Source organism: Planococcus soli, assembly GCF_016881065.1.
GTDB classification, from domain to species: domain Bacteria; phylum Bacillota; class Bacilli; order Bacillales_A; family Planococcaceae; genus Planococcus; species Planococcus soli.
This window is the reverse complement of sequence record NZ_WXYN01000004.1, coordinates 85,137-109,881: the sequence shown is the minus strand read 5'-3', so window position 1 is coordinate 109,881 and position 24,745 is coordinate 85,137. Positions and strand designations below refer to the sequence as shown.

The 24,745-nt window shown below is 44.7% G+C and carries 28 protein-coding genes and 1 riboswitch; of the genes, 6 read left to right on the top strand and 22 right to left on the bottom strand.

Translation table 11 applies throughout. From position 1 onward, the window contains the following. Positions 1–6: 6 nt before the first annotated feature. From phnG to GJB59_RS01435, 20 genes are all read right to left on the bottom strand, one after another. Entirely contained in the window at positions 7–429 is a 423-nt protein-coding gene (gene phnG / locus GJB59_RS01530) for a phosphonate C-P lyase system protein PhnG (protein WP_142828531.1), read from the bottom strand. 146 nt (positions 430–575) lie between these two features. Next, positions 576–1,277: a GntR family transcriptional regulator gene (locus GJB59_RS01525; protein WP_328822952.1), complete on the bottom strand. Its 702-nt coding sequence runs from the start codon at positions 1,275–1,277 to the stop codon at positions 576–578. A gap of 49 nt (positions 1,278–1,326) precedes the next feature. Beyond that, positions 1,327–3,096 carry an aminodeoxychorismate synthase component I gene (gene pabB / locus GJB59_RS01520; protein WP_142828529.1) on the bottom strand — a complete coding sequence of 590 codons (1,770 nt, stop codon included), beginning with the start codon at positions 3,094–3,096 and terminating at the stop codon, positions 1,327–1,329. Beyond that, a complete protein-coding gene (locus GJB59_RS01515) occupies positions 3,071–3,694 on the bottom strand; it encodes an anthranilate synthase component II (protein WP_142828528.1) in 624 nt (207 codons plus the stop codon). Before GJB59_RS01515 ends, pabB begins: the two co-directional genes overlap by 26 nt. 142 nt (positions 3,695–3,836) lie before the next feature. Continuing rightward, entirely contained in the window at positions 3,837–4,184 is a 348-nt protein-coding gene (locus tag GJB59_RS01510; RefSeq protein ID WP_142828527.1) for a GNAT family N-acetyltransferase, read from the bottom strand. Between the two features lie 27 nt (positions 4,185–4,211). Next, positions 4,212–4,616, bottom strand: a complete 405-nt coding sequence (locus GJB59_RS01505) for a DUF1259 domain-containing protein (RefSeq protein ID WP_142828526.1) — start codon at positions 4,614–4,616, stop codon at positions 4,212–4,214. Positions 4,617–5,107: 491 nt separating this feature from the next. Beyond that, positions 5,108–5,296 carry a hypothetical protein gene (locus GJB59_RS01500; protein WP_142828525.1) on the bottom strand — a complete coding sequence of 63 codons (189 nt, stop codon included), beginning with the start codon at positions 5,294–5,296 and terminating at the stop codon, positions 5,108–5,110. 64 nt (positions 5,297–5,360) lie between these two features. Then, a complete protein-coding gene (locus GJB59_RS01495) occupies positions 5,361–5,816 on the bottom strand; it encodes a flavodoxin domain-containing protein (RefSeq protein ID WP_142828524.1) in 456 nt (151 codons plus the stop codon). Then, positions 5,797–6,843 carry a ribonucleotide-diphosphate reductase subunit beta gene (locus GJB59_RS01490; RefSeq protein WP_142828523.1) on the bottom strand — a complete coding sequence of 349 codons (1,047 nt, stop codon included), beginning with the start codon at positions 6,841–6,843 and terminating at the stop codon, positions 5,797–5,799. Before GJB59_RS01490 ends, GJB59_RS01495 begins: the two co-directional genes overlap by 20 nt. A gap of 12 nt (positions 6,844–6,855) precedes the next feature. After that, the gene (locus tag GJB59_RS01485) at positions 6,856–9,141 is read right to left on the bottom strand and encodes a ribonucleoside-diphosphate reductase subunit alpha (RefSeq protein ID WP_142828522.1); all 2,286 of its coding nucleotides are present in this window, start codon (positions 9,139–9,141) and stop codon (positions 6,856–6,858) included. Between the two features lies 1 nt (position 9,142). Continuing rightward, a complete protein-coding gene (locus GJB59_RS01480; RefSeq protein ID WP_142828648.1) occupies positions 9,143–9,628 on the bottom strand; it encodes an acyl-CoA thioesterase in 486 nt (161 codons plus the stop codon). A 150-nt stretch (positions 9,629–9,778) separates the two neighbouring features. Next, positions 9,779–9,956: riboswitch (cobalamin riboswitch) on the bottom strand. Positions 9,957–10,061: 105 nt separating this feature from the next. Beyond that, positions 10,062–10,838 carry a PAS domain S-box protein gene (locus GJB59_RS01475; protein ID WP_142828521.1) on the bottom strand — a complete coding sequence of 259 codons (777 nt, stop codon included), beginning with the start codon at positions 10,836–10,838 and terminating at the stop codon, positions 10,062–10,064. A 134-nt stretch (positions 10,839–10,972) separates the two neighbouring features. Continuing rightward, entirely contained in the window at positions 10,973–11,158 is a 186-nt protein-coding gene (locus GJB59_RS01470) for a DUF3934 family protein (RefSeq protein WP_185960073.1), read from the bottom strand. A gap of 183 nt (positions 11,159–11,341) precedes the next feature. Then, on the bottom strand, positions 11,342–11,818 hold the full coding sequence (locus GJB59_RS01465; RefSeq protein ID WP_142828520.1) for a glutathione peroxidase: 477 nt from the start codon (positions 11,816–11,818) through the stop codon (positions 11,342–11,344). A 38-nt stretch (positions 11,819–11,856) separates the two neighbouring features. Further along, entirely contained in the window at positions 11,857–12,294 is a 438-nt protein-coding gene (locus GJB59_RS01460; RefSeq protein ID WP_142828519.1) for a MarR family winged helix-turn-helix transcriptional regulator, read from the bottom strand. 23 nt (positions 12,295–12,317) lie between these two features. After that, on the bottom strand, positions 12,318–12,737 hold the full coding sequence (locus GJB59_RS01455; protein ID WP_142828518.1) for an organic hydroperoxide resistance protein: 420 nt from the start codon (positions 12,735–12,737) through the stop codon (positions 12,318–12,320). Positions 12,738–12,904: 167 nt separating this feature from the next. Further along, positions 12,905–13,462, bottom strand: a complete 558-nt coding sequence (locus tag GJB59_RS01450) for a methyltransferase family protein (RefSeq protein WP_142828517.1) — start codon at positions 13,460–13,462, stop codon at positions 12,905–12,907. A 447-nt stretch (positions 13,463–13,909) separates the two neighbouring features. Beyond that, positions 13,910–15,562: a b(o/a)3-type cytochrome-c oxidase subunit 1 gene (locus tag GJB59_RS01445; RefSeq protein WP_142828516.1), complete on the bottom strand. Its 1,653-nt coding sequence runs from the start codon at positions 15,560–15,562 to the stop codon at positions 13,910–13,912. Further along, the gene (locus tag GJB59_RS01440; RefSeq protein ID WP_142828515.1) at positions 15,559–16,032 is read right to left on the bottom strand and encodes a cytochrome c oxidase subunit II; all 474 of its coding nucleotides are present in this window, start codon (positions 16,030–16,032) and stop codon (positions 15,559–15,561) included. The genes GJB59_RS01445 and GJB59_RS01440 overlap by 4 nt, the downstream gene beginning before the upstream one ends. Before the next feature lie 304 nt (positions 16,033–16,336). Next, positions 16,337–16,999 (bottom strand): Crp/Fnr family transcriptional regulator, encoded by a 663-nt coding sequence (locus GJB59_RS01435; RefSeq protein ID WP_280525830.1) that lies wholly within the window; start codon positions 16,997–16,999, stop codon positions 16,337–16,339. 223 nt (positions 17,000–17,222) lie between these two features. Here GJB59_RS01435 and GJB59_RS01430 point away from each other — a divergent pair, with 223 nt between their 5' ends. The 3 genes from GJB59_RS01430 (at position 17,223) to GJB59_RS01420 (ending at position 20,415) form a co-directional block, all read left to right on the top strand. Beyond that, positions 17,223–17,687, top strand: a complete 465-nt coding sequence (locus tag GJB59_RS01430) for a universal stress protein (RefSeq protein WP_142828512.1) — start codon at positions 17,223–17,225, stop codon at positions 17,685–17,687. Positions 17,688–17,974: 287 nt separating this feature from the next. Continuing rightward, positions 17,975–19,357 carry a murein hydrolase activator EnvC family protein gene (locus GJB59_RS01425; RefSeq protein ID WP_142828511.1) on the top strand — a complete coding sequence of 461 codons (1,383 nt, stop codon included), beginning with the start codon at positions 17,975–17,977 and terminating at the stop codon, positions 19,355–19,357. A gap of 233 nt (positions 19,358–19,590) precedes the next feature. After that, on the top strand, positions 19,591–20,415 hold the full coding sequence (locus GJB59_RS01420) for an SDR family oxidoreductase (protein WP_142828510.1): 825 nt from the start codon (positions 19,591–19,593) through the stop codon (positions 20,413–20,415). Positions 20,416–20,555: 140 nt separating this feature from the next. On the opposite strand, the gene GJB59_RS01415 is transcribed toward GJB59_RS01420, so the two are convergent. Next, positions 20,556–21,596, bottom strand: a complete 1,041-nt coding sequence (locus tag GJB59_RS01415) for an NAD(P)-dependent alcohol dehydrogenase (protein ID WP_142828509.1) — start codon at positions 21,594–21,596, stop codon at positions 20,556–20,558. A 271-nt stretch (positions 21,597–21,867) separates the two neighbouring features. Between GJB59_RS01415 and GJB59_RS01410 the strand changes: the two genes are divergently transcribed. Next, the gene (locus tag GJB59_RS01410; RefSeq protein ID WP_142828508.1) at positions 21,868–22,278 is read left to right on the top strand and encodes a MerR family transcriptional regulator; all 411 of its coding nucleotides are present in this window, start codon (positions 21,868–21,870) and stop codon (positions 22,276–22,278) included. Between the two features lie 111 nt (positions 22,279–22,389). Here the strand turns inward: GJB59_RS01410 and GJB59_RS01405 are convergent, their stop codons facing one another. Then, a complete protein-coding gene (locus GJB59_RS01405) occupies positions 22,390–22,734 on the bottom strand; it encodes a YolD-like family protein (protein WP_142828507.1) in 345 nt (114 codons plus the stop codon). A 262-nt stretch (positions 22,735–22,996) separates the two neighbouring features. Here GJB59_RS01405 and GJB59_RS01400 point away from each other — a divergent pair, with 262 nt between their 5' ends. Together GJB59_RS01400 and GJB59_RS01395 are read left to right on the top strand one after the other, a co-directional pair. Then, a complete protein-coding gene (locus GJB59_RS01400) occupies positions 22,997–23,857 on the top strand; it encodes a MurR/RpiR family transcriptional regulator (protein ID WP_142828506.1) in 861 nt (286 codons plus the stop codon). Positions 23,858–24,046: 189 nt separating this feature from the next. Beyond that, positions 24,047–24,724 carry an RraA family protein gene (locus GJB59_RS01395; protein WP_142828505.1) on the top strand — a complete coding sequence of 226 codons (678 nt, stop codon included), beginning with the start codon at positions 24,047–24,049 and terminating at the stop codon, positions 24,722–24,724. The last annotated feature ends 21 nt before the right edge of the window (positions 24,725–24,745 follow it).

Here is a 24,745-nt window from a genome sequence, read left to right as displayed (position 1 = left end):
GTTCAATTAAACTTCCATTGTTTCAAAGCTGACTTTGGTTTCGAATAGTTCCGCTTGCTGCTGCACTTTCGCCATTCTGATTTTCTTTTCTTCTTCCAAAAGCTGATGTTCCCAATCAACTGCTTCGGGCAACTGAGCCTTATAGGCTGCGTCAATGATTGCCAAATGCGTCGCACGCTGTTCATCCATGCCTACCAGCAATCCAGTTCCGATTTTCCCTGAAATCTCCACTTTTGCTTCTGTTATTAGGACCTCTCCCATATAAAACAAGGAATTTTTTGCTGATTCCCTCATCTTGACCATAATCATTCCTTGCTCAGGCACTGAAACTTCGCGGCATTCGTACTTTTGCGTGATACTGGCTGCCAAAGCCTTTGCTAAACTTCCATCTCCTTGAATAAGAATCTCAGTTCTTTTACGTCTTTTCATATTCCCTGCCTCCTTGTCTACACGTTCATCCTAACTTGTTGCCAAGTGGCTGTGTTTTAAGCTCTAGTAAAGCTTATGTAAAGACGCTTTACATAAAGAGATAAAAAAACAGACAAAGGAAAGTTATCCTTTGTCTGTTTTGATCACTACATGGTGATGTCATATTTGAATTTATCGCTGCGGTATAAGATTCTTGTGTGTTCCAGAACCTCTCCTGTAGCTGCATTGATGCAATCATTCTCTACTATAATGAGCGGCACCATACTTTGGCAATGCAGAAGCTGCTGTTCTTTTGAGGTTGGAAAAGAGATGCCAAGCATGGTTTTGCTGCTGGCAAATTCGGTGTGGCCATGCTTCCGGTAATAAGCGAACATCGAACTGATGTCAGCCCTTTCTTTTTCAATGTCAGGAAACATCTTTTCGCTCACGAAGGAATTGTGGATAGCCATCGGTTGTCCGTCAATAATTCGGATTCTAGAAACCTTATAAACGTGATCTATTGGCTCACAATTTAACAGTTTGTAGACTTTTTCTTCAAAGCCAACTTTTTCACAGCTGATGAGGCGTGTTTCTAAATCGTAGCCTGCCTGTTCCATTTTTTCAGTGAAGCTGACTTTTCCAGTTAAGTGAAGTTGAATCTGCATGGATTCTTCTTTTAAAAATCGTCCCTTGCCTTGCTTTGAATAAATATAGCCCCGCTCCTCCAGTTTCGACAAGGCGGCACGAGCTGTCATGCGCGTTACTCCGTAGCGATTTGCCAATTCATTTTCTGAAGGCAGCTTTGTTCCTGCTGAAAATTGCTTTGACTCAATTTTCTCCATCAACTCATCCAAGATTTCCTTTTCCATATCGAATGAAATAATAAAACCTCCTTCTCTAGCGCTTTCAACTCATCGTCTAGTTGTCGGTTTGACTTATTTCTACGCTGCTCATTAGTTCCACGGAAAGCCAGCCCCTAACGCCATTGATCAGCCAAACCGCTTCGTAATCCTGAAGCTCTTCTATATAGATGATCCTTTCTTCGATGACCTGCTGATCCAGCAAATGCTGCCTGAATGTGCCTGCCAGCAAGCCGCAAGAAACGGGCGGTGTGTAAAAACGGCCGTCTTTTTCAAGCACCAGATTGCCGATGGTGAATTCGGTCAGCTGCTGTTTTTCATTCCACAACAATACTGAAAATACTTCTTCCGGCAGGTTGTTGGCTGCCTGCTCATATACTTCACGATGAGTTGTTTTGTGGAAAAGGAATGGATCTTTGCTGTCTACTGCTGAACGCGCCAAGATACACTTTACCGGCTCTGCGATCGGAGCTGTTTTCTGAGCCTGCACCTCTATTTGCCCTTTATGATTCAGCAGCAAACGGACTTTGAAAATGCCCTGTTTATATTTTTGCGCCAGCTCCATTAATGCATTCTCGGCTCCCTGAATATTTCCCGGGAAATGAAAATAGTCGGCAGAATCCTGGAGTCGCGCCATATGATATGGCAACAACGGATAGTTTCCATCCTCCAGCTTTAAGGATTCCAGCAGGCTGAACACTGGCCTTTTCGCTGTCAGCACTTCGGCTTTTGTCTGCAATTCATTGTACTCTCCTTCGGAAGTAGAGTCCCAGGTAATGCCGCCCCCCACACCGTAACGAGCTGTGCCTTTTTCCTGGTCAACCACGACGGTTCGGATAGGCACATTGAAGGTGGCATTTTTCTCAGGAGTGATGAAACCAATGGCACCGCAGTATACATCTCGTGGCGTTTGCTCCAAAGCGGCTATGTATTTCATCGTGCTGATTTTGGGAGCTCCTGTAATCGACCCGCATGGAAATAATGCCTGAAACCAATTTAATATAGTCGCTGTTGGGTCCAGTTTCGCGCTGACTGTCGATGTCAGCTGATGAACTGTTGGGTAGGTTTCCACCGTAAATAAAGGGTCCGCTTTAACCGTTCCCTGTTTTGCTAATCGGCTCATGTCATTGCGGAGCAAGTCGACAATCATCAGGTTTTCAGCCTTCTCTTTTTCAGAAGCTAGCAGTGCTGTTACTTGTTCTTTGTCTTCCTGTGTTGTGCGTCCCCGTGATGCCGTCCCCTTCATCGGCTTGGCTGTCAGCTTTCCTTCGTAAACTTTAAAGAACAGTTCCGGAGATGCTGAGAGCACACGGAACCTTCCCATATTCAGATAGGCGCCATAATCGGCTTGCTGATTTCTCGCCAATTGGCGGTAAAACCCAAGGCCACTGCCTGTAAATTCCGAAACAAGGCGTTCCGTGTAATTTACCTGATAGGTCTCGCCTTCTGCTATTGCCTGTTTGATCTCTTGAATTCCTTCTTTATACCGTTCCACAGAGCTTGCCATTTCCCAATCTGTAACTGTATATGGCAGTTCTTCCGAAAGAGAAAAGCTTTTCTTCGGTTCATTAAAAATCCCGAACCAGACAAGCGGCATTTCGCCTCCTGCCTGAACTTGCATTTCCGGATGAAAAGCCGGAGCTGCTTCGTAGGAAACGTATCCCGCCGCGTAAAATCCAGCAGCAACCGCCTTTTCCACCTTCCCCAGAATTCCGGGTACTTCTGAAAGAGTACCGGTTTCGAGAACTTCTAAAGGTTCACTGAAAAGAAGCGGTTCAATTTCTCCACTGTCATTCCGGAACTCATACACTAGGTAAGGGTTCGACAAAATCAGCACCTCCCTTGTTGGTGCTTTTCCACTGCTTAGCATGTTCATAGCTGTTTTTCAGCATAGCAAAGCCCTCCACTGTCAAAATCGATTCCGGATGAAACTGGATTCCTTCAACTGGCAAAGTATGATGGCGGACAGCCATAATCGCCCCATCCTCTGAACGGGCCGTCACTGATAAACATTCGGGCAGCGGTTCTTCCGCAACTAATGAATGATAGCGGGTCACAGCTGAAGGGTTGGAAATCCCATTAAACAGCCCTTTTCCATCGTGCGTCAGCATGGAGACTTTTCCGTGCATCGGTTGGCTCGCCTTAACAATCCGTCCTCCGAAATGCTCGATTATGGTTTGATGACCCAGGCATACACCAAGTATCGGGATCTGACCACTCAACTCCTTCAGCACGTCCACGCTTGCTCCATTGGCAGCCGGTCGCCCAGGGCCAGGCGACAGCACAATCAGATCCGGTCCAAGTGCTTCTATTTGTGTTGCTGTGAGTTCATTTTTTTGGAAAACAAGCACTTTCCCATCCAGCTGTTCAAAATAATGGACCAGGTTATAGGTGAATGAATCCTGGTTATCAATGATGATGATCATGAGGAACACCTCTTAATTTCACTTTATTTGGGTCTGTCAGATGCTCCTATTATACGCTGTTGGCAGGTCAAGATGGAAATTTTCCCATTATAAAAAGCCGGCTGCGAATTCGCACAGTCGGCTTTTACTTTGAGATACATTTTTAGACCTTGCATTTCATCATGAAGGGTTTTGTTTCTTCCGTCGCCAGTGCTTTTCGGTTGTCCATCAGCTTCTCTACACGTGCCACCATCATATGGCCGATTCCTTCTCCCCGAAAAGAAGGAATCACGGTAATATGCTGGACAGTAAAGTTTTCAGCATCTTCTATATGAATACCAATTGCGCCTACATAACTATCTCCCGATTTCCAGAGAAAAAGTCGCCAGTCGGCATGTTCGTTGTACAATTCCATAGTCTTTTTCAGGTGTTTGAAATCACGCTCTTTAGGCATGAATGACAGCAGGCCCATCGCGATTTTTTCGTTTGGCCGTTTGTATCTGGTCAGCATGTAAATCTCCTTTCTTCCAGCAGCTGCTCAAACCAGAGAATTTTGTTCGATGGCGTCGAAAGCTGCAGACAGCCTGGCGGCAAAATCCTCAGGTGGCTCCTCTGAAGATAAATACACGCAAATGATATCCGGATTGATATCCATTCGGTGCTGATAGCTTGTTGGGAATGGAATCGGGTGCTGGTGAAGTGCATTTACAAAAGAAGCCAGCTCTCCCGGCAGCAAAAAAATCTCCGCCTGGTTGAACGCTTTTCCATTATCCTTTAGGTTTTTAAAAGAAATATCATGATCTAATGTGCAAATAAAGTTTTTATTATGGGAAGAAATATTTATGGTCCTTTTTCTTTTGATCAGACATTCTCTTCCTTCCACTTCCACCTCAGCATTCATTAACATACCCACTTGTTCCGCCAGTTGCTCTAAATGTTCCATCCTGCTCATCCTTTCTGTTTTTTCCAGAAATTGAAAATCATTGTTAAAAACAGGAGTTCATTGCAAAAAAATGCCGAAAAGAATCGGAAGACTCTTTTCGGCGTTGCCTACAGCACTATTGTCTGTCACATCCAGCCCAGTATATTAGTACAGCATTTAATTTTGAGTAGTTAATATCAGCAATTTAGATGATTAACGGAAATTTTAGGTTTCTGTTCCTTCTAATCTGCTGGTTCTTGAAAGAGGTGAAAAGCTTTCGGGCTGAACTTTAACAAACGCCATTGGATGTCCGTCTTCCCGCACCGACTTTGTACAAGCATCCAAAATTGCCCCCGAAAAAGTCCCCGCTGTTTTCCAGCCGGAAGGAGCGAAACACTTCTGCTCTTTTCTTTTCTATACCCCTTTGCTTGAATAAAACACTTTTGCTCCAAAATAAAAAACCACCTTTCGGCGATTTTTTATTTTGTTTGAATTCATTTTTAAAGAGGATATCAATCTTCCTCTTCAGAGTCGTCATCATCGTCTTCAGAATCCGAATCATCCGTGTTGGAATCTTCTTCATTCTGCATTTCTGAGTCATTATTGTCTTCTTCAGATGGTTCATTGTTGCCGCATGCTGCGAGCATTCCTATCGATAAAAAACCTGCCGCCCCAAGCTTAAAGAATTTTCCTTGTACCATTTTACCGCTCCTCAAAACATCATTTATATAGTCATCCATACCCGTTGATTTGAGAGGGAAACCTTTAGGAAGTGCGCGGCTTGATCAGTTTCACCATTTTCTCGCAGCGTATGGCATCACTCGGCTGCGGCATCAATTCCACTTTCAGGGTAGCTATCAATTGCGTCTTCACATACAGCATGTCGCGGAAGCGGTCGACCGCGCCGCAAAACTCGGCGAAAAAGCTGTCGCCCGTGCCAAAAACAGCTGTCTGGAGCTGTTTTCTATCCAACTCCTCGACAGCTTGGTACAAGCCTTGCATTTCTTCAGGAATTTCGCCGCTTCCCCATGTGTAGGTGCCGATCAATACCCCATCACAGCTGGACAATTCAGACAGTGGAAATTCTTCAACCCGGTACAGCTCGGTTCGCAGGCCCTGTTCCAGTGCAGCTTCCTGCAGCATCTCCGCCAATTGCTCCGTATTGCCGGTGACCGAAGCGTAGACAATCGCTAATTTCGGTCTATAGTTCGTCAAAGCCATTGGACTGTGACACCTTGGTATACGTCCGGGATTTCTGCTCGAAAAAGTCGGATTTCGTCTCGTTCATCATGTCATCGCCAAATACCTGGATCCACGGCATCGGATTGCTGCGTTCTTCATAAAGATTATCCAATCCAAGCTGCCGCAGGCGTTTATTGGCGAGGTACTCTACATAGCCCTCAAACTCCACCAAGTCCAAGCCTTCGATATCAGCGAGAATGTAATGCGCCCATTCTTTTTCGAGCTGCACGGCCTGATCGACTGTCTTGTAGATGTATTGAATATTCTCCTCTGTGTTCAGTTCCGGGTTTTCCGTCATCATGATCCGGATAAACTGGGCAATAAAATAAGCATGCTGCATCTCGTCGCGCTGGATATAGCTGATCATCGTACTGGTTTTCAGCATTTTCTGCTGGCGTGCCAGGTGATAGAAAAAGGCAAAACCGGCATAGAAATAAATGCCTTCCAGGTTAATCGAATTGACGCTCAGCTTGAACAGGTTCTGCGGCGTCGGATTCTGGCGGAATTCCTCGTAAGCATCCAAAATCAAATCGTTCCGTTTTTGGACGACCGGATCGCTTTTCGCCTGGTCAAAGCGTGCATTCTGCTCGCTCACCGAGACCAGCGAACTCAAGATATAGGAGTACGACTCGGTATGGACCGCTTCCTGCTGGGAGATGACCGCGAAAATGGCTTTGAAGCTGGAATCGGTCACGTAATCCATCGCCTGGCTCATTGTCGGCGTCTGCAGGCTGTCGAGCGATGCCAGCTGCGTGTTGATGCGCAAAAAGACATCTTTCTCCACGTCACTCAAGCTGTCCCATTGCTTAATGTCATCCTGCATATTGATTTCCTGCGCTTTCCAGAAGTTGGCCAAAAGCGCCTGGTACAAATCATACATTTGCGGATAAGCAATATCGTTCCAGTTCAATAAGCCTGACGACCGGCCGTTCAAGACGCCGGTCGATTTGTTCGGGTGTTCCGGGTTCAATAATTTAATCTTCGTCAACGGTTCATGTATGGTCATGGAAATCCTCCTTTAGCTTTGGCATGCTTCGCATTCTTCAATTTCCGCCTGTGACGTGCTGCGGACGTAATAGGTCGTTTTCAGGTGGTGCTTCCATGCTTCCAAATGAAGCTCCAGCAATTCTTTCGCTTTGATGGTATGCGGCACATAAAAGTTAAAGCTGATGGACTGGTCGATATGCCGCTGACGCGCTGCATTTTGGCGGATGCTCCATTTCTGGTCCAGCACGTGGCGTGCACGGCGGTAATAATCGTACGTGTTGTGGTCCAGGTCAGGCGCCGTCACCTTGAATTTGAAGTTCTTCTTCTCTTCCGCATATTCAACGGCGTAAAGGGGATCGATGCCATCTGTCGAACCGCCGATTTTGGCGGTCGATGAGTTTGGTGCGACCGCCATCATCCAACCGTTGCGGACACCCGTCGATGCCACTTCCTGCTGCAGCTTGTTCCAGCGTTCACTGCTGTAGTTGCGGCGTTCAAAGTACTCGCCTGTCTGCCATTCAGAGCCCTCAAATTTGCTGAAGGCACCTTTTTCTTCAGCCAGCTGCATTGAGGCGCGGATCGTCTGATAAGCGATTTCCTCGTAAAGCGTATCCGCGAATTCCACAGCCTTTTCGCTTTCCCAATGGATGCCTTCAAGCGCCAAAAGATGGTGCCATCCGAACGTCCCTAACCCTACGGCTCTATATTTTTTATTCGTTGCATCGGCCTGCCCGACAGAAATCGTATTCAAATCAATGACGTTATCCAGCATGCGCAGCTGGATCGGTATTACCCGCTCCAATACATCCGCTTTGACCGCTCTCGGCAAGTTGATCGAAGACAAGTTGCAGACGACAAAATCGCCTGGCTTGCGGATCATCACAAGGTTGCCGTCTTCATCGGTGTATTCTTTCATGATGGTTGTAGCAGACATGTTCTGCATGATTTCTGTACACAAATTACTGCAGTAAATCGACGTCAGCCCTCTGCCTCTTGTGTGCTTGTTCGGGTTTTGGCGGTTGACCTCGTCCCGGTAGAACATATACGGCGTGCCGGTTTCCAGCTGCGATACCATGATGCGCGCCATGATTTCCATTGCCCGGTAAGTTTTGCGCGGCAATAAAGGATGCTCCACAGCTTCCTGATATTTATCGCTGAAGTATTTTTCATCTGCTTCGTCGTAAAAATCTTCAAGTCCAAGCGCGTTGCCGTTTTCATCTTTCCAGCCCATCACTTGCTTGATTTGATGCGGACAGAAGGTATGCCATTCGCCGATGCTTCGGCCATTTTCGTCTTTTTCCTGCAGACGCTCCATGAACAAGTCCGGAATCGACACACCGGTGAAAATATCATGCGCTTTGCGGCGCTCGTCGCCGTTGTTGGTTTTCAGATCCAGGAATCCGTTCATGATGTCCTTGTGGAAAACATCCAGGTAAATTGCTACTGCACCTTGGCGCTGGCCCAGTTGATCAACGCTGACTGCCGTATCATTGACCAGGCGGATCCACGGTACGACGCCTGAAGAATTGCCTTTGAATTTTTTGATGTCCGAGCCCAATGCTCGCACTTTGCCGTAATAAATTCCGATTCCGCCGCCGTCTTTGCTGAGGCGGGCGATGTCCCAGTTGTTCAAATAAATGCCGTCCAACGAATCATCCACGGTATCGATAAAGCAGGAAGACAATTGCCCGAAGCTTTTGCCCGCGTTTGATAATGTCGGCGTTGCGACTGTCATGTACAGGTGGCTCATGGCCCAGTATGCTTCTTTCACCAGCTCCAGCCGGCGCTCTTCTGGTTCGTTTTGCATCAAGGTCATCGCAATGACAAGAAAACGCTCCTGCGGAAGTTCAAACAGCCGTCCTTCGTAGTCTTTTGCCAAATAACGGTCAGCCAGCAGGAACAGGCCGATGTAGTTGAACAGCAGATCACGCTCTGGTTCGATTTCCTTGCCCAGCTCAGAGATTTCTTCTTTCGAATAGCTTGAGAGAAGCTCTCCTGAATAAATGCCGATTTGTGAGAGCTCAACAATCAGGTTATAAAAGTCGCCGTATTTTTGGGAAGCGGGATAATTCCGGCTGCTTCCGGCTTTTTCATACAAGTCGCTCGCATACAATTCTGCCGCAGTGTAAGTCCAATCGGGTTCGTCCATGGTGATGCGGTTCAGCGCATACAGCAGGGATTGCTCGCCTTTTGCCTGTGCGGCCAATTTCGCTGTCCGTTCCAGCAACTCCTTCGTATCCAATCCGTAAACTTCTGTTGCCCGTTGAAGAGCTCGTTCCACCGCGTTCATTTCCGTTGCCTCAATCTTTATATTCATATCAGCTCAGCTCCTTTGCGTATTCGTTCACTTGCATGCGCCGCTGCTTCCGTTCCTGTGCGCTTTTGAATAGTTTTTCCTCAGCCGCCGTTTCCGGAATTACACCCGTTACGGGAGTCGGTTTGCCGCCGCTGTCGACCGCAACCATTGTCAGTATGGCCGTTGTTGTCAAACTTCTGCCGCCAGTTTCGATTTGCTGGCATTCGGCTTTTACATACACTTCCATCGATGTTCTGCCCGTAGATATAACCACGCCCTCTAAAATAAGGACATCTCCCACCTTCGCCGAAGACAGGAAATTTACGGTATCGATCGAAGCCGTCACAACTGCCTTGCCGCTGTGCCTCATCGCAGTAATCGCAGCAATTTCGTCTATGTATGCCAATACCGTGCCGCCGAAAATAGTGCCCATATGGTTGGTGTCAGGCGGCAGCACCAGCCTTGTTTGAATGGTTCTTGCCACACCTGCAGCTAACGCTTCTGTCATTTGCATTCAATCCTCCATTTTTATCACAAAAAGAAAAACCCATCCTCTCAGGGAGGATGGGTTGAAAACGCAGAATGTCGAGTGAAGCCAGCAAAAAGGAGCTGCTCCACACAAAATGCCTTCGTTATCCCTCTCAGCTCCCGGAGAAGATCATAAACTATAACGAAGGCAGGTCTCCTGGCTCGTGCGTCGTCCTTGCTATCTCCTTCCCGTCCATTGGACAGTGGATTGTGACAGCTCGTCAGCACTTACAGTTGCGGGAACAGCTCCGGAATTTTACCGGATTCCCTATTAAGCCTTTTCAGGCACCTTCATTATTGGTTGCACTATATATAGTTTTATTTTTATAAAAAAACACTAAATATTGTATTTCTAAACTATAAATCACTTTAACAGCTTTGACAAGACCTTTCGAGCGCAAAGCAGAAAATTATTAATTTGCAGTCAAATAAAGTTTTAAAGCCTGTTTGACCGTGCCCAATGTTGTCAATTGGCTGAAATCCACACGTGCTTCTACCGCTTTGAGCGCCAATTCCGGACGAATCCCGGTGAAAATGAGCTTGATGCCCAGCAAACGCATAATCTGGTCAATTTTATAAAGGAAGGTTGCTACGACGTGATCAATATTGTAGATGCCCGATACGTCAACGATGAGACAACTTAAATTTTCTCCTTGAACTTTTTGTGGAATGATATCAAGAAGACGGTTGCTTCGATCGCCATCGACCGAACCGACGAGCGGCATGACTGCCAAGCCATCGATGATGGGAACAATTGGCGTTGAAACTTCTTTTTTCAATTGCAGCAACTCACGTGCTATTTTTTTCTGTGCTGTCATGTCTCGTACAATAGATTGAATCGCCGTCGTATTGCCGTATTCAACCGGCGAGCAGTACAATTCGACATCTGCCCGGGTCCCATCAAAACGTTTGACCGTCGTATCCATCAATTCACCGACAGTCCGGTCTTCCATGCCTCTGCGGATACGCTCTGTGATCAAGTCCCTGTAGTCTTCCGTGAAGACGTCTACTATATTTGCACCGACAAGGTCGGCTTGGCTCGCTTTAAAAAACTCAGCGCCTGATTGATTTATGTATAAGACTTTTTGCTTTGAATGAATAATCGTTGTTTCATCAGAAGAATCCGCGATTTGCTGATATAGTTCTTCTTTTTCTGGAATGCTCAATAACGGAGCTGACACATTCTTCATTTTTTCTCACTCCTTCTGCCAAAAAACGGGCTGTTCTTTCATCTTACACTTTTCTGGAAAAACTTTCATGGTTCACCCATCCTTTAAAATCGGATAAAAAAAAGTTGCCCCTTTGGACAACCAAGCTTTGCTATTTATGCATCGATCCATTCAGATTCAGAAGCTCGTTCTTTTTCTGTTTTTGGTTCGTCGGCTTTTTTATTGTTTTTGCTGGTATAAGGCTTAAAACTTTTGGCTTTGTTGGCGCCTGCTTTCCAGCGGGTCCAGCCTTTTTTGCCGGTTCCCTGGCCTGTACCGCTTTTCGCTTTTGCTTTGCTCATTCTAATCACTCCATTACTGCTACGATGATGTACAGCTTATCACATCAAGGGCTAGAGTGAAACAGAAATGTTCGGCTTACGTGCGGGAAAGCCCTCTTTTCAGTATAGCAAATCAAGCATTTCACAGCTATTCTCTAAAATACCGGCAGAAGAATGATAACCGTGCGGCGTCATTCCGCAACTCTACTTAGCCAGCACTTTCTGAATGTCCTTTTCAAACGATTCGGGTTTGTCTTTTGGAGAGAATCGCGAAACAATGTTGCCGTTCTGGTCAATCAGAAACTTCGTGAAATTCCATTTGATTCCGCTTGAGAGAAATCCTTTTGTATTGTCGGTCAGATAGCTGAAAAGCGGATGCGCATCTTTGCCGTTGACCTTTACCAAGTCGTGCATTGGGAACGTCACCCCATAAGTTGTGCGGCAAGCTTCCTGCGCTTCTTCTCCACTGGCTTTTTCCTGGCCGAATTGATTGGACGGAAAGCCCAGCACTACCAACCCTTGGTCCTTGTAATTTTCATACATTTTCTCAAGGCTGTCGAACTGGTCCCTTAAGCCGCACTTGGTTGCCGTATTGACAATCAACATGGCTTTGCCCTTGTATTCGCTTAATTGATATTCTTCTCCGTTCGGTTTTGTCACGGCAATATCATAAATATTCATTCGGCATCACTCCTTGTTTGTTGGCTCAAGACAGTTCCTTACAAATCCATCGTCTTGAAAGAAGCATTCAGCTCTTTCAAGTTCTTCATCAGCTCGATTGCATTGATGCCCATAAAGTCGCAGCTAATCAGTTTCTGAAAGACAGCCTGTTCGACTTCTCCCTGTTCGCTTTGGGCTTTTTCAGTCAGCGAAATCGTAAATGCGCGTTTGTCGGTTTCGGATTGCTGTTTAGTCAGCCGGCCTTGTTCGATCATCCGGCTAATGATCGGGTTCAAGGTCCCTGTACCAAGGCCGAGCCGTTCACCGATATTCTTCGTCAGCAGCCCGTCTTGCTCCCAGAGAACCAGGAGCACCAGGTACTGCGGAAATGTCAGATTGAACGGTTCCAACGCTTTCGCATACATCTTTGAAAAATTGCTGGAAGCTTTATAGACCTCAAAGCATAATTGCTGTTCAAGTTTTGTCGGTTTTTCCATTTGCATCTCACCTATACTAAAGATTATAAAACGTTAATTTCCACATCCACTGATCCTTTGATCGCTTTTGAATATGGGCAGTACTGATGCGCTTTTTCTACGTATTCGTGTTTCAGCTCTTCCTCGATGCCAGTAATGTCAACAACAAGTTTCACCGCCAGCTTAACACCGCCGTTATCCTTATCGCCAATCAATGCGACAGTTGCTGTGACTTCACTTTTCTCTATTTCCACTTTACCAGCTTCCAGCACCAATTCCAATGCGCTGTTAAAGCAGGCGCTATAGCCCGCCGCGAAAAGCTGTTCGGGATTCGTGGCCGTTGTTGCCGAGCCGCCAAGAGCCTGTGGTTTTGCTACATCCAAATAGAAAATATTGTCCGGTGAGTATACGGCCCCGTCTCTTCCGCCTGTGTTGATCATCGTTGTTTCAAATAGTGTTTTCATTTTATATGTTCCTCCATTCATTTATATCGTACACGATTTACATTAAACTATATCGTATGCGATGTAAAAAGAAATGCTCACGTAAACAAAAAAGCCTTTATAAGCCGGAACGGCGAATAAAAGCTTTTGGTTAGACGCATGTGTTTATGTGTTGGCCTTGCAAGATGTCAGTAGATGAACGGAATCAGCCGCGCACGCTCTTTCATCCATTGCTGATAAGCCGGCCCAAACTTCTCGATCAGCAGCCGCTCTTCATAATTGATCCGCTGGAGCAAGGCCCATATCATCGCCCCGCTTCCAAGGGCTGCCGCAATTGGACTGCTGAAAAATAAAGCCATGCCAAGTGTGATGAACAGCAAGCCGGTATAAAGCGGATGGCGAAGCTTCCGGTAAGGGCCCGTGCTGACAATTTCATCGCCTTCACGAACTGTAACGTAACGTGTGAACTGCGATTTAAGATGCAAAATTCCCCAAAACCGCAGAAAAACCCCAAGCACCAGCAAAACAATGCCCAGCAGTTGGCTAACGATAACAAGATTCTCGAACGGCTCCAGTTCCTGTAAAAATGCCGCTGCAAGAATTGTGCCGATCAAAGCCGCTAATATCGAAAAAAAAGTACGTTTTTCCAATGAATCGCCCTGACCGACGCCGCGATTGCGGAAAATCAGGAATTCACTGACCCAAATCAAGCTTATCGCTGTAAAAATTATTTCGATTATCGTCATCGCATAAGCCCCAACTTCCTGTTCTTTTAGTTTCAATATTATAGAACATTTAAAAGGAATACAATTTCCATCCCTTGCCAAACAAGCTTAAAAATAGGCAGTGAGAAAACTTGCGACAAGCTGCGACTTTCCAAAGATTACCATTCACTTTCGGGCCCGCAGCCCTGCTGCCGTGATTTGCGTCCAAACGGATGAGTTTTGTGGGAATTTTGGCTGAGCGACCATAAATCCACAGTGCATTTATTTGAACACAGATAAGAGCCCTGTGCCGACTCGGCAAAGGACTCTTTCATAAGATTTTTTTCTAATCTCCTCAATCACTTTGAAAAACCAGAGCTTCTGCCTTCAGTTCACTCTTCTATAGAAGAGATTTCCACCAGCATCGCCGTAAATGCGACAAAGACAACCGTCAATGAAATGACCATCGTGAACATTATTCCTCAACTCCTACCAAGTTTTGAATCCTTCCGAGCCTGGAGGTGCATGTTGAATCATATGGCTTAATGGAATCGCGTACGCGACTGCAATGAGCAACACCGCAAGACCGATCCAAATCCACCAGTTTTCCAGCCATTTCGGTGTGCGGGACATGTCGCTTTCCGCCATCGGAAAGTCCACCAAGTCTTTTTCTTCAACCGCTTTAGGCGACAGGAACATCGTCATGACAACGATATAGATAAGAATCATTGCCGAAACGAAAAGAATGCTTCCCCCGACGGCCATCGTGACATGATTGGTCAGGATGCCGTCAAACCATTCCATTGCGGAAGGGTGGTTGTTATAACCCGAATAAGCGGTTCTTCGCGGTGCTCCGAGAAGCCCCAAAATATGCTGCGATGTTGACATCAAGAGCATCCCAATCGACCAGGTGATGATTTGGACCAATCCAAGCATCTTCATGGCTTTCGTGAATTTTCTTCCTGTCAGATACGGGATCAGCCAAAACGTCAGCCCCATAAACGTCATGGCCACTGGCGTTCCCACCGTGATATGGAAATGTCCAACAATCCATAAGGTATTGTGGACGACTTCGTTCAATTGGAAGCTCGCATTGATAATGCCGCCAGCCCCACCGGGAATAAAGAATGCCATGGCGATAAAAATGGACGTGAAGCGGATATCTTTCCAAGGCAGCTTCGTAAACCAGCCGAAAAGGCCTTTTCCACCATTCTTGCGTCCAGCGATTTCAAATGTCGCGAACATCGAGAACGCCGTCATCAATGATGGCACGATGACCATGAACGTCAACACCACCTGAAGGAATTTCCAGAAGTTCGAAATTCCCGGTTCTGTCAGCTGATGGTGGAATCCAACAGGAATGGAAAACAGGATAAAGAGTACAAAAGATAAACGTGCCAAAGAATCGCTGAATACTTTTACACCCAGGATTTTCGGTACGATAACGTACCAGGCCATGTATGCCGGCAACAGCCAGAAATACACAAGGGGATGCCCGAAAAACCAGAACAAGGTGCGGCTCAGCTCTACATCAATGGTATCGGTCCAGCCGAAGGCCCACGGGATGTATTGGAACACTACTGTTGCGACCACACCAAGGCACGCAATGATCCACATGATGATGGTGGTGATGGTCATGAACGCGAACAACGGGCTCAACTGCCCTTTGTTATTTTTTCGCCATACGCGGTAATGCCCGACCAACGCGAAACTGCTGATCCACGTTCCAATGATCACTAAGGCAAGTCCTACATAGTAAAAGCCACTTGCCTTTAGTGGTGCATAAAAGGTGTACAGAACAGAAGCTTCTCCTGCCACGATCATGGCAGTCGCCATCACAGTGCCAAGCAGCGTCACCCAGAAACCGACCCAGGAAAACAACCGGACTTTAGGTCCAAAGCTTCCAAGGCTCTTGCTCATGCCCGTAATAAAGAAACCAAAAATAAAAAATGTCGTAAAGATAAGTGCGAGCAGCACGCCATGTGCCGTTAAAATTTGATAGTAATCCAGCCAAGCCGGCAGCTGAAGAGCATCGTTGCGGATAAAGACCTGAAGCAGTCCACATAATGTACCGATTAAAAATGCGGCATAAGCTACGCCGATATTCCATAAAGCGAGTTTGCGATCTTGCACAGCAATCATTCCTCGTACACCTCTATCTCTGTATACATCATGTGATGGCCCGTTCCGCAGTATTCATTGCAAAGAATCAAATACGTGCCGGGTTTTTCAAATGTGTAGGATTTTGTCGTGATGCGTCCTGGAACGACCATCATGTTGACCTTTGTATTATCGATGGTGAAACTATGGACCACATCGGTGCTGGTCACTTTAAAAACGATTTCTTTGCCAACCGGCACTTTTAATTCCGGTGCCGTATAGCCGAAAGCCAGTGCAACAATGGCGACCTGGTAGGTATCATCGTCCAATTGGGTAACGCCCGGATTATCGAAAGGTGCGGTTTCGTTTACTTTTTTGGGATCGATGGTTTCCATCCCTCCCGCAGGGGTATGGTCTTGAGAAAATGCACTCACTCCCACCACGCTTAAAAACACGATCAGTGAAGCAATACCGAATACCAGCCAAATTTTTTCATACTTATGAAGATGCATTCCAATCCATTCCTTTCTTTCTCTCTCCCTTAACGGGCTTCATACATTAAATAAACGGCGATCCACATCACAATGATGATCAGCCCTACTATAAATACACTCACTAACGTACCTTTCAAATTAGGTTCCGGCTCCCGGTTTTCCTGACTCATTTTTTCTCACCTCTTATGCGCATCAATCTTACTTTCAGCCTATGCTATCCCATTGTTTGGCACTGTGACATTTCTCACACTCCAAGCGTATTTTTGACAGATTGACAAATTTCAGACAAAAAAAGAGCCTGCCTTTTGGGCAAGCTCTTGTGTTAATCAATTTTGCATAAATAGATCGGACAGTTTTCGCAATTTGTCTCTACCTTCAAATGTTCAATATCGTGCAATAGTATTTTCCCTTCACACAAAGTCAATAATCCACGTTTTTTCAAATCATTCAACATCCGGTTGACCACTTCCCTCGTCATTCCGCAAAAGTTTGCCAATTCCTGATTGGTCAGCACCATATCAATCAAGATGCCCTTTTCAGTTCGGACTCCGTAGCTGTTGGAAAGTCTGATCAAAGTTGAATACAGCGCTCCTTTTTTGCCATGCAGCAGCAAGTCACGGAATTTCGTCTGTGTTTTCTGCTGGTCAATGCCCATCCACTTCATAAAGGCGACTGACAACTTGCCATTGGACAGCAAGGCTTCTTCCAAATCGTTGATCGAGATGTGAAGGCAAACCGTGTCTTCAATGGCACGTGCATCCAGCATATACTTAGGAGCTTCGGAAAAAATAGTCACTTCGCCAACCATTTGGCCCGGTCCGCAAATTTTTAACGTCAACTCCCGGCCGTTTGGCGTCACTTTTTCAATCTGAATTTTACCTGAGCGAATGATAAAGACTCCGCCGATGGAATCCCCTTCACGAAATAAATAATTGTCCTTTTTCAGTCTTTTGACTTGATGGCGTATGGTCAGCAATTCTTCCATTTCTGTCAATGCTTCCACACTTCCTATATCAGCCTTCAAATCGGCCCCACCTTTCCTCATGCTTCCGAACAGAATCTTTTCTATATTTTACCACGAATTGCCTTGGCTATTATATAAAGTTCATCATCCCGACACCAGTTGCCTAAAGATTATAAAAATTAAGAAGGAACTCTGCGTCCCGACAGCGAATCCCTTTAAGTAGAGAGACGAGGAGGAATGCTGAATGACTTTAAAATATTCCAATATTCTAGTAGCAGTAGACGGTTCCAAAGAATCTGAGTTGGCATTCAAGAAAGGTGCAGCCGCCGCTGCCCGCAACAACGCGACCTTGCACTTGGCCCATATTATCGACAACCGTTCATTTGGTTCCATTGAAGCCTACGACCGCACGATTGCTGATCGTACGAAAAAAACATCCGAAGAACTATTGGCTAAGTACAAAGACGAAGCGCTGGCTGCCGGCGTGGAAAATGTAAATGTCATCATTGAATACGGAGTTCCAAAAATTGCGATCCCGAAAGAATTGGCACCTAAATTAAATGCTGATGTCATTGTTTGCGGTGCGACCGGATTAAATGCTGCAGAACGGTTTATAATGGGCAGCGTTTCCGAACGCATTGTCCGCACAGCCAAATGCGACGTATTGGTTGTCAGACGAGAACAAGCTGACGTATTAGCAGACGAATAACTGAAAGCCTTTCCCCTAGTTTTTTGGGGGAAAGGCTTTTTTTTGTTCCTTTGTAATTAGATAAGTAGCACAGTTCTTCAAAACTACTTGTACAGTTATCTGACTCTTTGTCATGTTCGAAGTCAAATTGATAAGAAACTGTAATAATAAACAGGTTTATGGGGTGGTACAATGGGTCTGCTGGATTTTCCCTAATGCAAAAGAATTGGCCGGGAAAATCACCGAGATAATCTAATTTTTCACGATAACTTATAGATAGCCACGGAAAACGAAAGGGGAGCAAGAGTTTGAAATCATTATCAAAAGTTCTAATGATCGCTTTATCAGCTGTATTGGCTTTAACCATGTTTTTGCCTACCGCAAATGCTGACAAACTGAGTGATTTAGAGAAACAAAAACAGGAGGTTCAACAGAAGCAAAGCGAATTGAACTCCGGAATTCAACAAAAAACCAGTGAAATCTCTCAAAACCAAACCACACTCGAAAAAATCATCGCAAAAATCCGCGAGTTGGATAACCAAATCATCGAAACACAAACCAAAATTGACGTTGCTCAAGCAGAAATCGACCAGACAAAAGTCGAAATCGACGAATTGAGAAAGTCCATTGAAGAGTTGGAAAGAAAAATTGCAGAACGCGAAGAACTTCTAAAAGAACGTGCACGTGCGATCCAGTTAAGCGGAGGCTCAGTCGACTACATAGATGTACTTCTTGGAGCAAACAGCTTTGTCGATTTTATTGACCGATTTTCAGCAGTCAATATCTTAATAGAAGCAGACCGTGAAATTATGCGGGAACAAGCAGCTGACAAAAAACTTCTAGCTGAGCAAAAAGCAGAAGTGGAAACCAAGCTTGCTGAACAAGAAGCTAAAAAAGCAGAATTGGTCACTTTGAAAAATTCACTTGATGCACAAAAAAATGAACAAGCTCAACTTGAAACTGACTTAAAAGCTGAACAATCGCGTTTAGCGAAAGAAAAGTCAACGCTTGAATCAGAACATAGCGAAACAATGAACGTCAGTGCAGATTTAGAGAAAAAAATTGGGGCAGAGCAAGCACGTCTTGCAGAAATTGCACGCAAAGCAGAAGAAGCACGTTTAGCCAGAGAAGCAGCAGCACGTAAAGCGGAAGCCGAGCGCCAAGCTGCGGCATCTGCTGCAGAAGCAGCTGCCGCAGCAGCAGCTTCAAAAGCATCTGAAGTTTCGGCACCTGCAGCGGCACCTCAAGAAGTTACACAAGCTTCGGTAGCTTCCAATGCAGGCAGTTCAACATTCATCCTTCCTTCAACAGGCAGATTTACTTCTGGATTCGGCGGCCGTGACATTGGCGCTGGAGCAGAATCACATCTTGGAATGGATATTGCAAACTCACCTGGAACACCAATTGTAGCCGCAGCGAGCGGAATGGTTTCGCACGCAGGCAGCATGGGCGGATATGGAAATGTTGTTATCCTTACACACTCCATTAATGGCCAAACACATTCGACTGTTTATGCACATATGAATTCAATCAATGTATCAGTCGGCCAATCGGTTTCACAGGGACAACAAGTCGGCGGAATGGGCAACACAGGCCGTTCAACCGGTACGCACCTTCACTTTGAAATTCACGTAGGACCCTGGAACGGCGCACGTTCAAACGCTGTCAACCCTGCTCCATACGTACGATAATAGTAAAAAACCGGTTTCTCTTAGGAGAAGCCGGTTTTTTTTGCTTTGGCGAGGTTTGACCGCTATAAGCTGCGTTCTTGTTGCAAAGCAAAAAAAGAAAAGGGATAAAGCGGTTACATCAAAAGAAATGGTTTATCAGAACACACAAGTGGTAGATAGGAAAAGGATTGATAAATGAATCGTTCTAATAAACCCGAAAGCGGATCATCTCAACTATCGAAGGAGGAAAAAAAATGAGCAGACTACAAGAAAAAATTACCGTTATTACAGGTGGAGCAACTGGAATCGGAAAGGCTACTGCTGAACTATTTGCAGCAGAAGGCGCAATTGTACTAGTTGCGGATATTAAGCAAGAAGAGCTGAATGCAACAGTCGATCAAATAAAGAAAAACGGTGGAAATGCAAAAGGCTTTCAAGTAAATGTTGGAAAAGAAGAGGAAGTCCAAGCATTCGCTAACCAAGTAAAAGAAGAATACGGAGCGGTCTATGCTTTGTTTAACAATGCCGGGATCGATCAAGAAGGTGGAAAAGTACACGAATACCCTGTTGACTTGTTCGATGAAATTATAGAAACCGATTTGCGCGGCACGTTTCTCGTAAGCAAATATTTTATCCCGCTCATGCTGGAACATGGTGGAGCCATCGTCAACAACGCTTCCATGTCCGGAAGCTTTGCTGACTTAAACCGTTCGGGCTATAACGCGGCAAAAGGCGGCATCATCAATTTCACCAAATCCCTGGCGATTGAATACGGAAGATCTGGAATTCGCGCCAACTCTGTTTCTCCAGGCACCATTGAAACACCGCTTATTGACCACTTAGCTGGATCAAAAGAAGAAGAAAGTGGACAACAGTTCAGAGAAACGAACAAGTGGCTGGCACCTTTAGGACGTCTCGGAGACCCTAAAGAAATTGCGACTACTGTTTTGTTTCTGGTTTCTACCGACAGCTCCTACCTGACAGGACAAGATATCGTAGTAGATGGCGGCATTACAGCTTACACGTGGCCGGGCAAGATGGTCATGGACGACAGCTGGAAAAAAACAACCGAAGATTAATAGCAGCAACTGAGTCCGAACAGAACATGCAGAATACAACACAAAAAGGGAAAGAAGATGTGCTAAGATTAGCATCTTCTTTCCCTTTTTAATTTGTATAATTTCTCCTAAGCGTACTGCTCAAATCCAGCCGTTAATGCTTATATTGTGCTGACATCGATAACGAAACGGTACTTCACATCTGAAGCTAATACACGATCATAAGCTTCGTCAATCTGGTCCGCTGAAATGACTTCGATGCTCGGAACAATGTTGTGTTCCGCACAGAAGTCCAGCATTTCCTGAGTTTCACGAATTCCCCCGATCAGTGAACCCGCAAACGACCGGCGGTGGCCAATGAGAGAAAATACATTTACTGATAATGGCTCTGCTGGCGCGCCCACATTTACTAGGGATCCGTTCAACGACAGCAGCGAGAAGTACGAGTCCATGTCGAGCTTGGCACTTACAGTATTGATGATCAAATCAAAAGTACCGGCAAGTTTTTCGAAAGTTTCAGGGTCACTGGTGGCATAGTGGTCTTTTGCCCCGAATTTCAAACTATCTTCTTTCTTGTTCAATGTTTGTGACAAGACGGTAACTTCAGCACCCATGGCATGTGCAATTTTAACAGCCATGTGTCCAAGACCGCCCATACCCACGACCGCTACTTTCTTGCCTGGGCCCGCATTCCAATGATTCAACGGTGAAAACGTTGTAATTCCAGCGCAAAGCAATGGTGCCGCAGCATCAAGTCCAATATTGTCTGGAATTTTCAATACAAAACCTTCCGTTACAACGATATGAGTAGAATAGCCGCCTTGAGTCTGCTCGCCGTATTTGTCGATACCGGCATAAGTCGGAACATTTCCTTTCAGGCAATACTGCTCTTCGCCTTTTTCGCAGTTTTCGCATTCGCCGCAGGAATCAACCATACAGCCTACTCCTACACGATCCCCAACCTTGTATTTAGTGACCTCAGATCCAACTTCTGTAACAATCCCGGCAATTTCATGGCCAGGCACAAGAGGATAGTTTACTGGACCCCATTCGCCGTGTGCAGTGTGAATGTCTGAATGGCAGATCCCTGAATATTTGATTTCAATCAGTACGTCTTGCGTATCAAGGTCGCGGCGTTTAATTTCCGTTTTTTCAAAAGGTGTGTCAGGACCGTTGACAGCTCGTGATTTTACAGTAATCATATAAAAACCTCCTGTATATATTTAAGAGAATTTGCTTGTATCGGCCATTAACGAAAACCATAATTTGGTTCTCCATTAATTTTTTATACAATGCTTCTTTTCTCTTTCCTAACCAATCTTAAAGGCTATAGTTAACTCTAGGTCAAGTGGGAAGCAGAAATCCTTCCGTTTCATATAACCAGGCTTTGACTTTCAACAAATCCAATGATAAAATTCTTCCGAAACCTAGAGTGGGCTCGAGGTATAACTTATATAAAAGAGGAGACAAATCATGAAAACTTTTTCCATCAGCGAAGTTGCAAAAGAATTGGATTTGACCGTATATACATTGCGCTATTACGACAAGGAAGGACTTATGCCATTTGTAGAACGGACACCAAGCGGAACCCGCCTGTTCAAAGAAACCGACATCGGCGCTTTGAAAATCGTAGAATGCTTGAAAGCGAGCGGCATGCCTATTAAGGAGATCAAGAATTTCATCGATTGGTGCTCTGATGGAGATTCCACATTGCAGCAGCGGTACGACATGTTCGTAGAGCGGAAAGCTACAGTCGAAGCGCAAATGGAAGAACTAAAAAAGACAATGGAAATCATCGAACATAAATGTTTCTACTACAAGACTGCTTTGGAAGCTGGCACAGAAGATGTTCATAAGAATAATAAAATTGGAAGTTTCGGCTGATATAGCGTCCGTGATCCTACTTTGACGTTAAAAGCCAGATGAAAAATTCAAGAAATCGATCTGGTATATTCCTCTCGCTAAAAATGGGCCATTCCTGTTGTTCGCCTTCCTTCAGTCAAGCATATGTATTGAAGTAATCATACCGATTGCAAGTTGCCGTTCACCGAACGAATCTTCATACGTGATGGTCCACTGCTCCTGATCCAGCTTTTGAATCGTGCAACGATAATAGTGGAAATGTCGTTCTTGCCAGGATTGGATAAACACGGCGCACTTACGCTCACAGGCTACTATCAGCATATCAATGATGGCCCCTTGTTCATCGGCACTGAGCATCGGCTGCGGATCATTAACAGCATCGTTGTTGAAATCCCAAGCATGTTCCGATACGAAAAGTCCGTCCCATCGTGTTTGCCTTCTTAAATAACTTTTGCCGGTACTGCTTCTTTCTTCCATATTTTTCACTCCTTTTAAATAAGAACATTTGTTCTTATTATACCCATTAAAAGTAGTGATTGCTCTATTTTGAAAACTTTTTTTAAGAAGAACTATAAAAAAGAAAATCCAGAATTCTATAGATCTATTGGCTGAAAAAGTTTTAGCCTCCAATCAGCTCTCTTTTAGCCTCTTCGCTGAAATGAAGTTTATTAATGAAATGTAGTAGACTGTAAGAAACCTATAAAAGATAGATACTAGAGAATAAAAGAAGGAGAATAAAATGACAGATCCTCTTATCATTATAAAAGAAAATTTATCACAATTAACAAATGCTCAGCGAGCCATTGCGGACTATATTTTGAAAAACTCTTCGGATGTAGCTTTTCTTACTATTAACCAATTAGCCCAACGCGTGAATACAAGTACCACTACAATTATGCGGTTAACTTCAAATTTAGGGTACAAGGGCTATAGTGAATTCCAAAAGGGTTTGCAGCAATTATTGCGGGATCAGACAGCTCCACAAAATCGATTGAAGCTCAATTTAGAGAACATGAATGAAGATGATTTATGGGATAACACAATTACGCATCATCTTCACCACATTCAAAAAATGACGGAACAAATGTCTAAAGATCAGCTCGATGAAGTAGTGAAAAAAATTACTTCTTCCAACCAGATTTATTGCACAAGCGTGCGCAGTGGGCTCCCCGTCGGTCAATATTTAAGTCATGGTCTGAACAGAACATTAGGAAACTGTAAACTGATAATCGCTGATACTAGCGATTGGGTAGACGAAGTCATAACAATGCAGCCGCAAGACTTGATCATAGCAACAAGTTTCCCACGTTATGCGAAGCGAATTATCGACTTTATAAAAGCAGCCAAAGAACGCGGCGTCCAAATCGTCGCCATTACCGATAGTTATTCCTCTCCTATTATAGAATATGCTGACATCGCTCTTATTTGTGATTCTTCCAGTCTTGCTTTCCACAACTCCCCTATTGCATCAATGGTGGCAGCGGATTATCTTATTAATGCAACAGCATTGAGCCAATCAGAAAAAGCGAAAAAACGTTTGGACCAAATAAATGATGTGTTAACAAATATGAATTACCATGAAATGCCGGGTCATGAATAGCTGCTCATAGATATCTTTCATGTACATATATAAAATTGAAACTTTTCAAATGACTTGTTAAGTCATTTGAAAAGTTTTTTTATTTTAACTATTTATTATGTAAAGGTTTACATTTTCAAATGTAATTGATATAGTAATAAAAATTACTTTATTTTGAATAAAGTAATAAATATTACTAGAGGTGATTCTATGAAAAGCTCTCACTCAGATAATACTTCTCATTTAATAGCACGAATGAAGAAAATCAGCTCTTCCATTTTTGCAGATGTGATGACTATTAACAACGTAATGGATTACCGTGTAAAAGCAGTGAATTACGCTGAGCCGCTAGTGGGGCGTGTCAGAACCGTCTCCTTGCCTAAAGGAGATAATTTGTTTTTGCATCATGCCATTTATCAAGTAGAACCTGACGATATCATTGTGGTTGATGGACAGGATTATAAAGAAGCAGCTTACTTAGGAGAACTTATGGCTGGGGCTGCTGAAGTATTAGGAATCAAAGGAATTGTAATTGATGGACTTGTACGGGATAAACAAGAGCTTGGCCAGTTGAAAATTCAAATATACGCGAAAGGGTTTTTATCTTCCGGCCCCAGCAAAGAAGGTCCTGGCTCATTTGATACAACGATTACATGTGCAGGAGCAATTGTTTCTCCTCACGATTACATCGTTGCAGATGAAGATGGTGTGGTGATTGTCCCTCGCGAGAATGCCGAAGAGATCGTTGAAAAAGCCGAAAAAAAATTGGCGTACGAACTAAATCGTCTTGAAACCATCAGTCGCTACCAAAAGCAAGAAAGCACAGGAGACAAATCTGCAATCGAACCCGGGTGGCTGCAGGAGAAACTAAAAAAATACAAGCTATAATTTTCAGGAAAGGGGCTATTA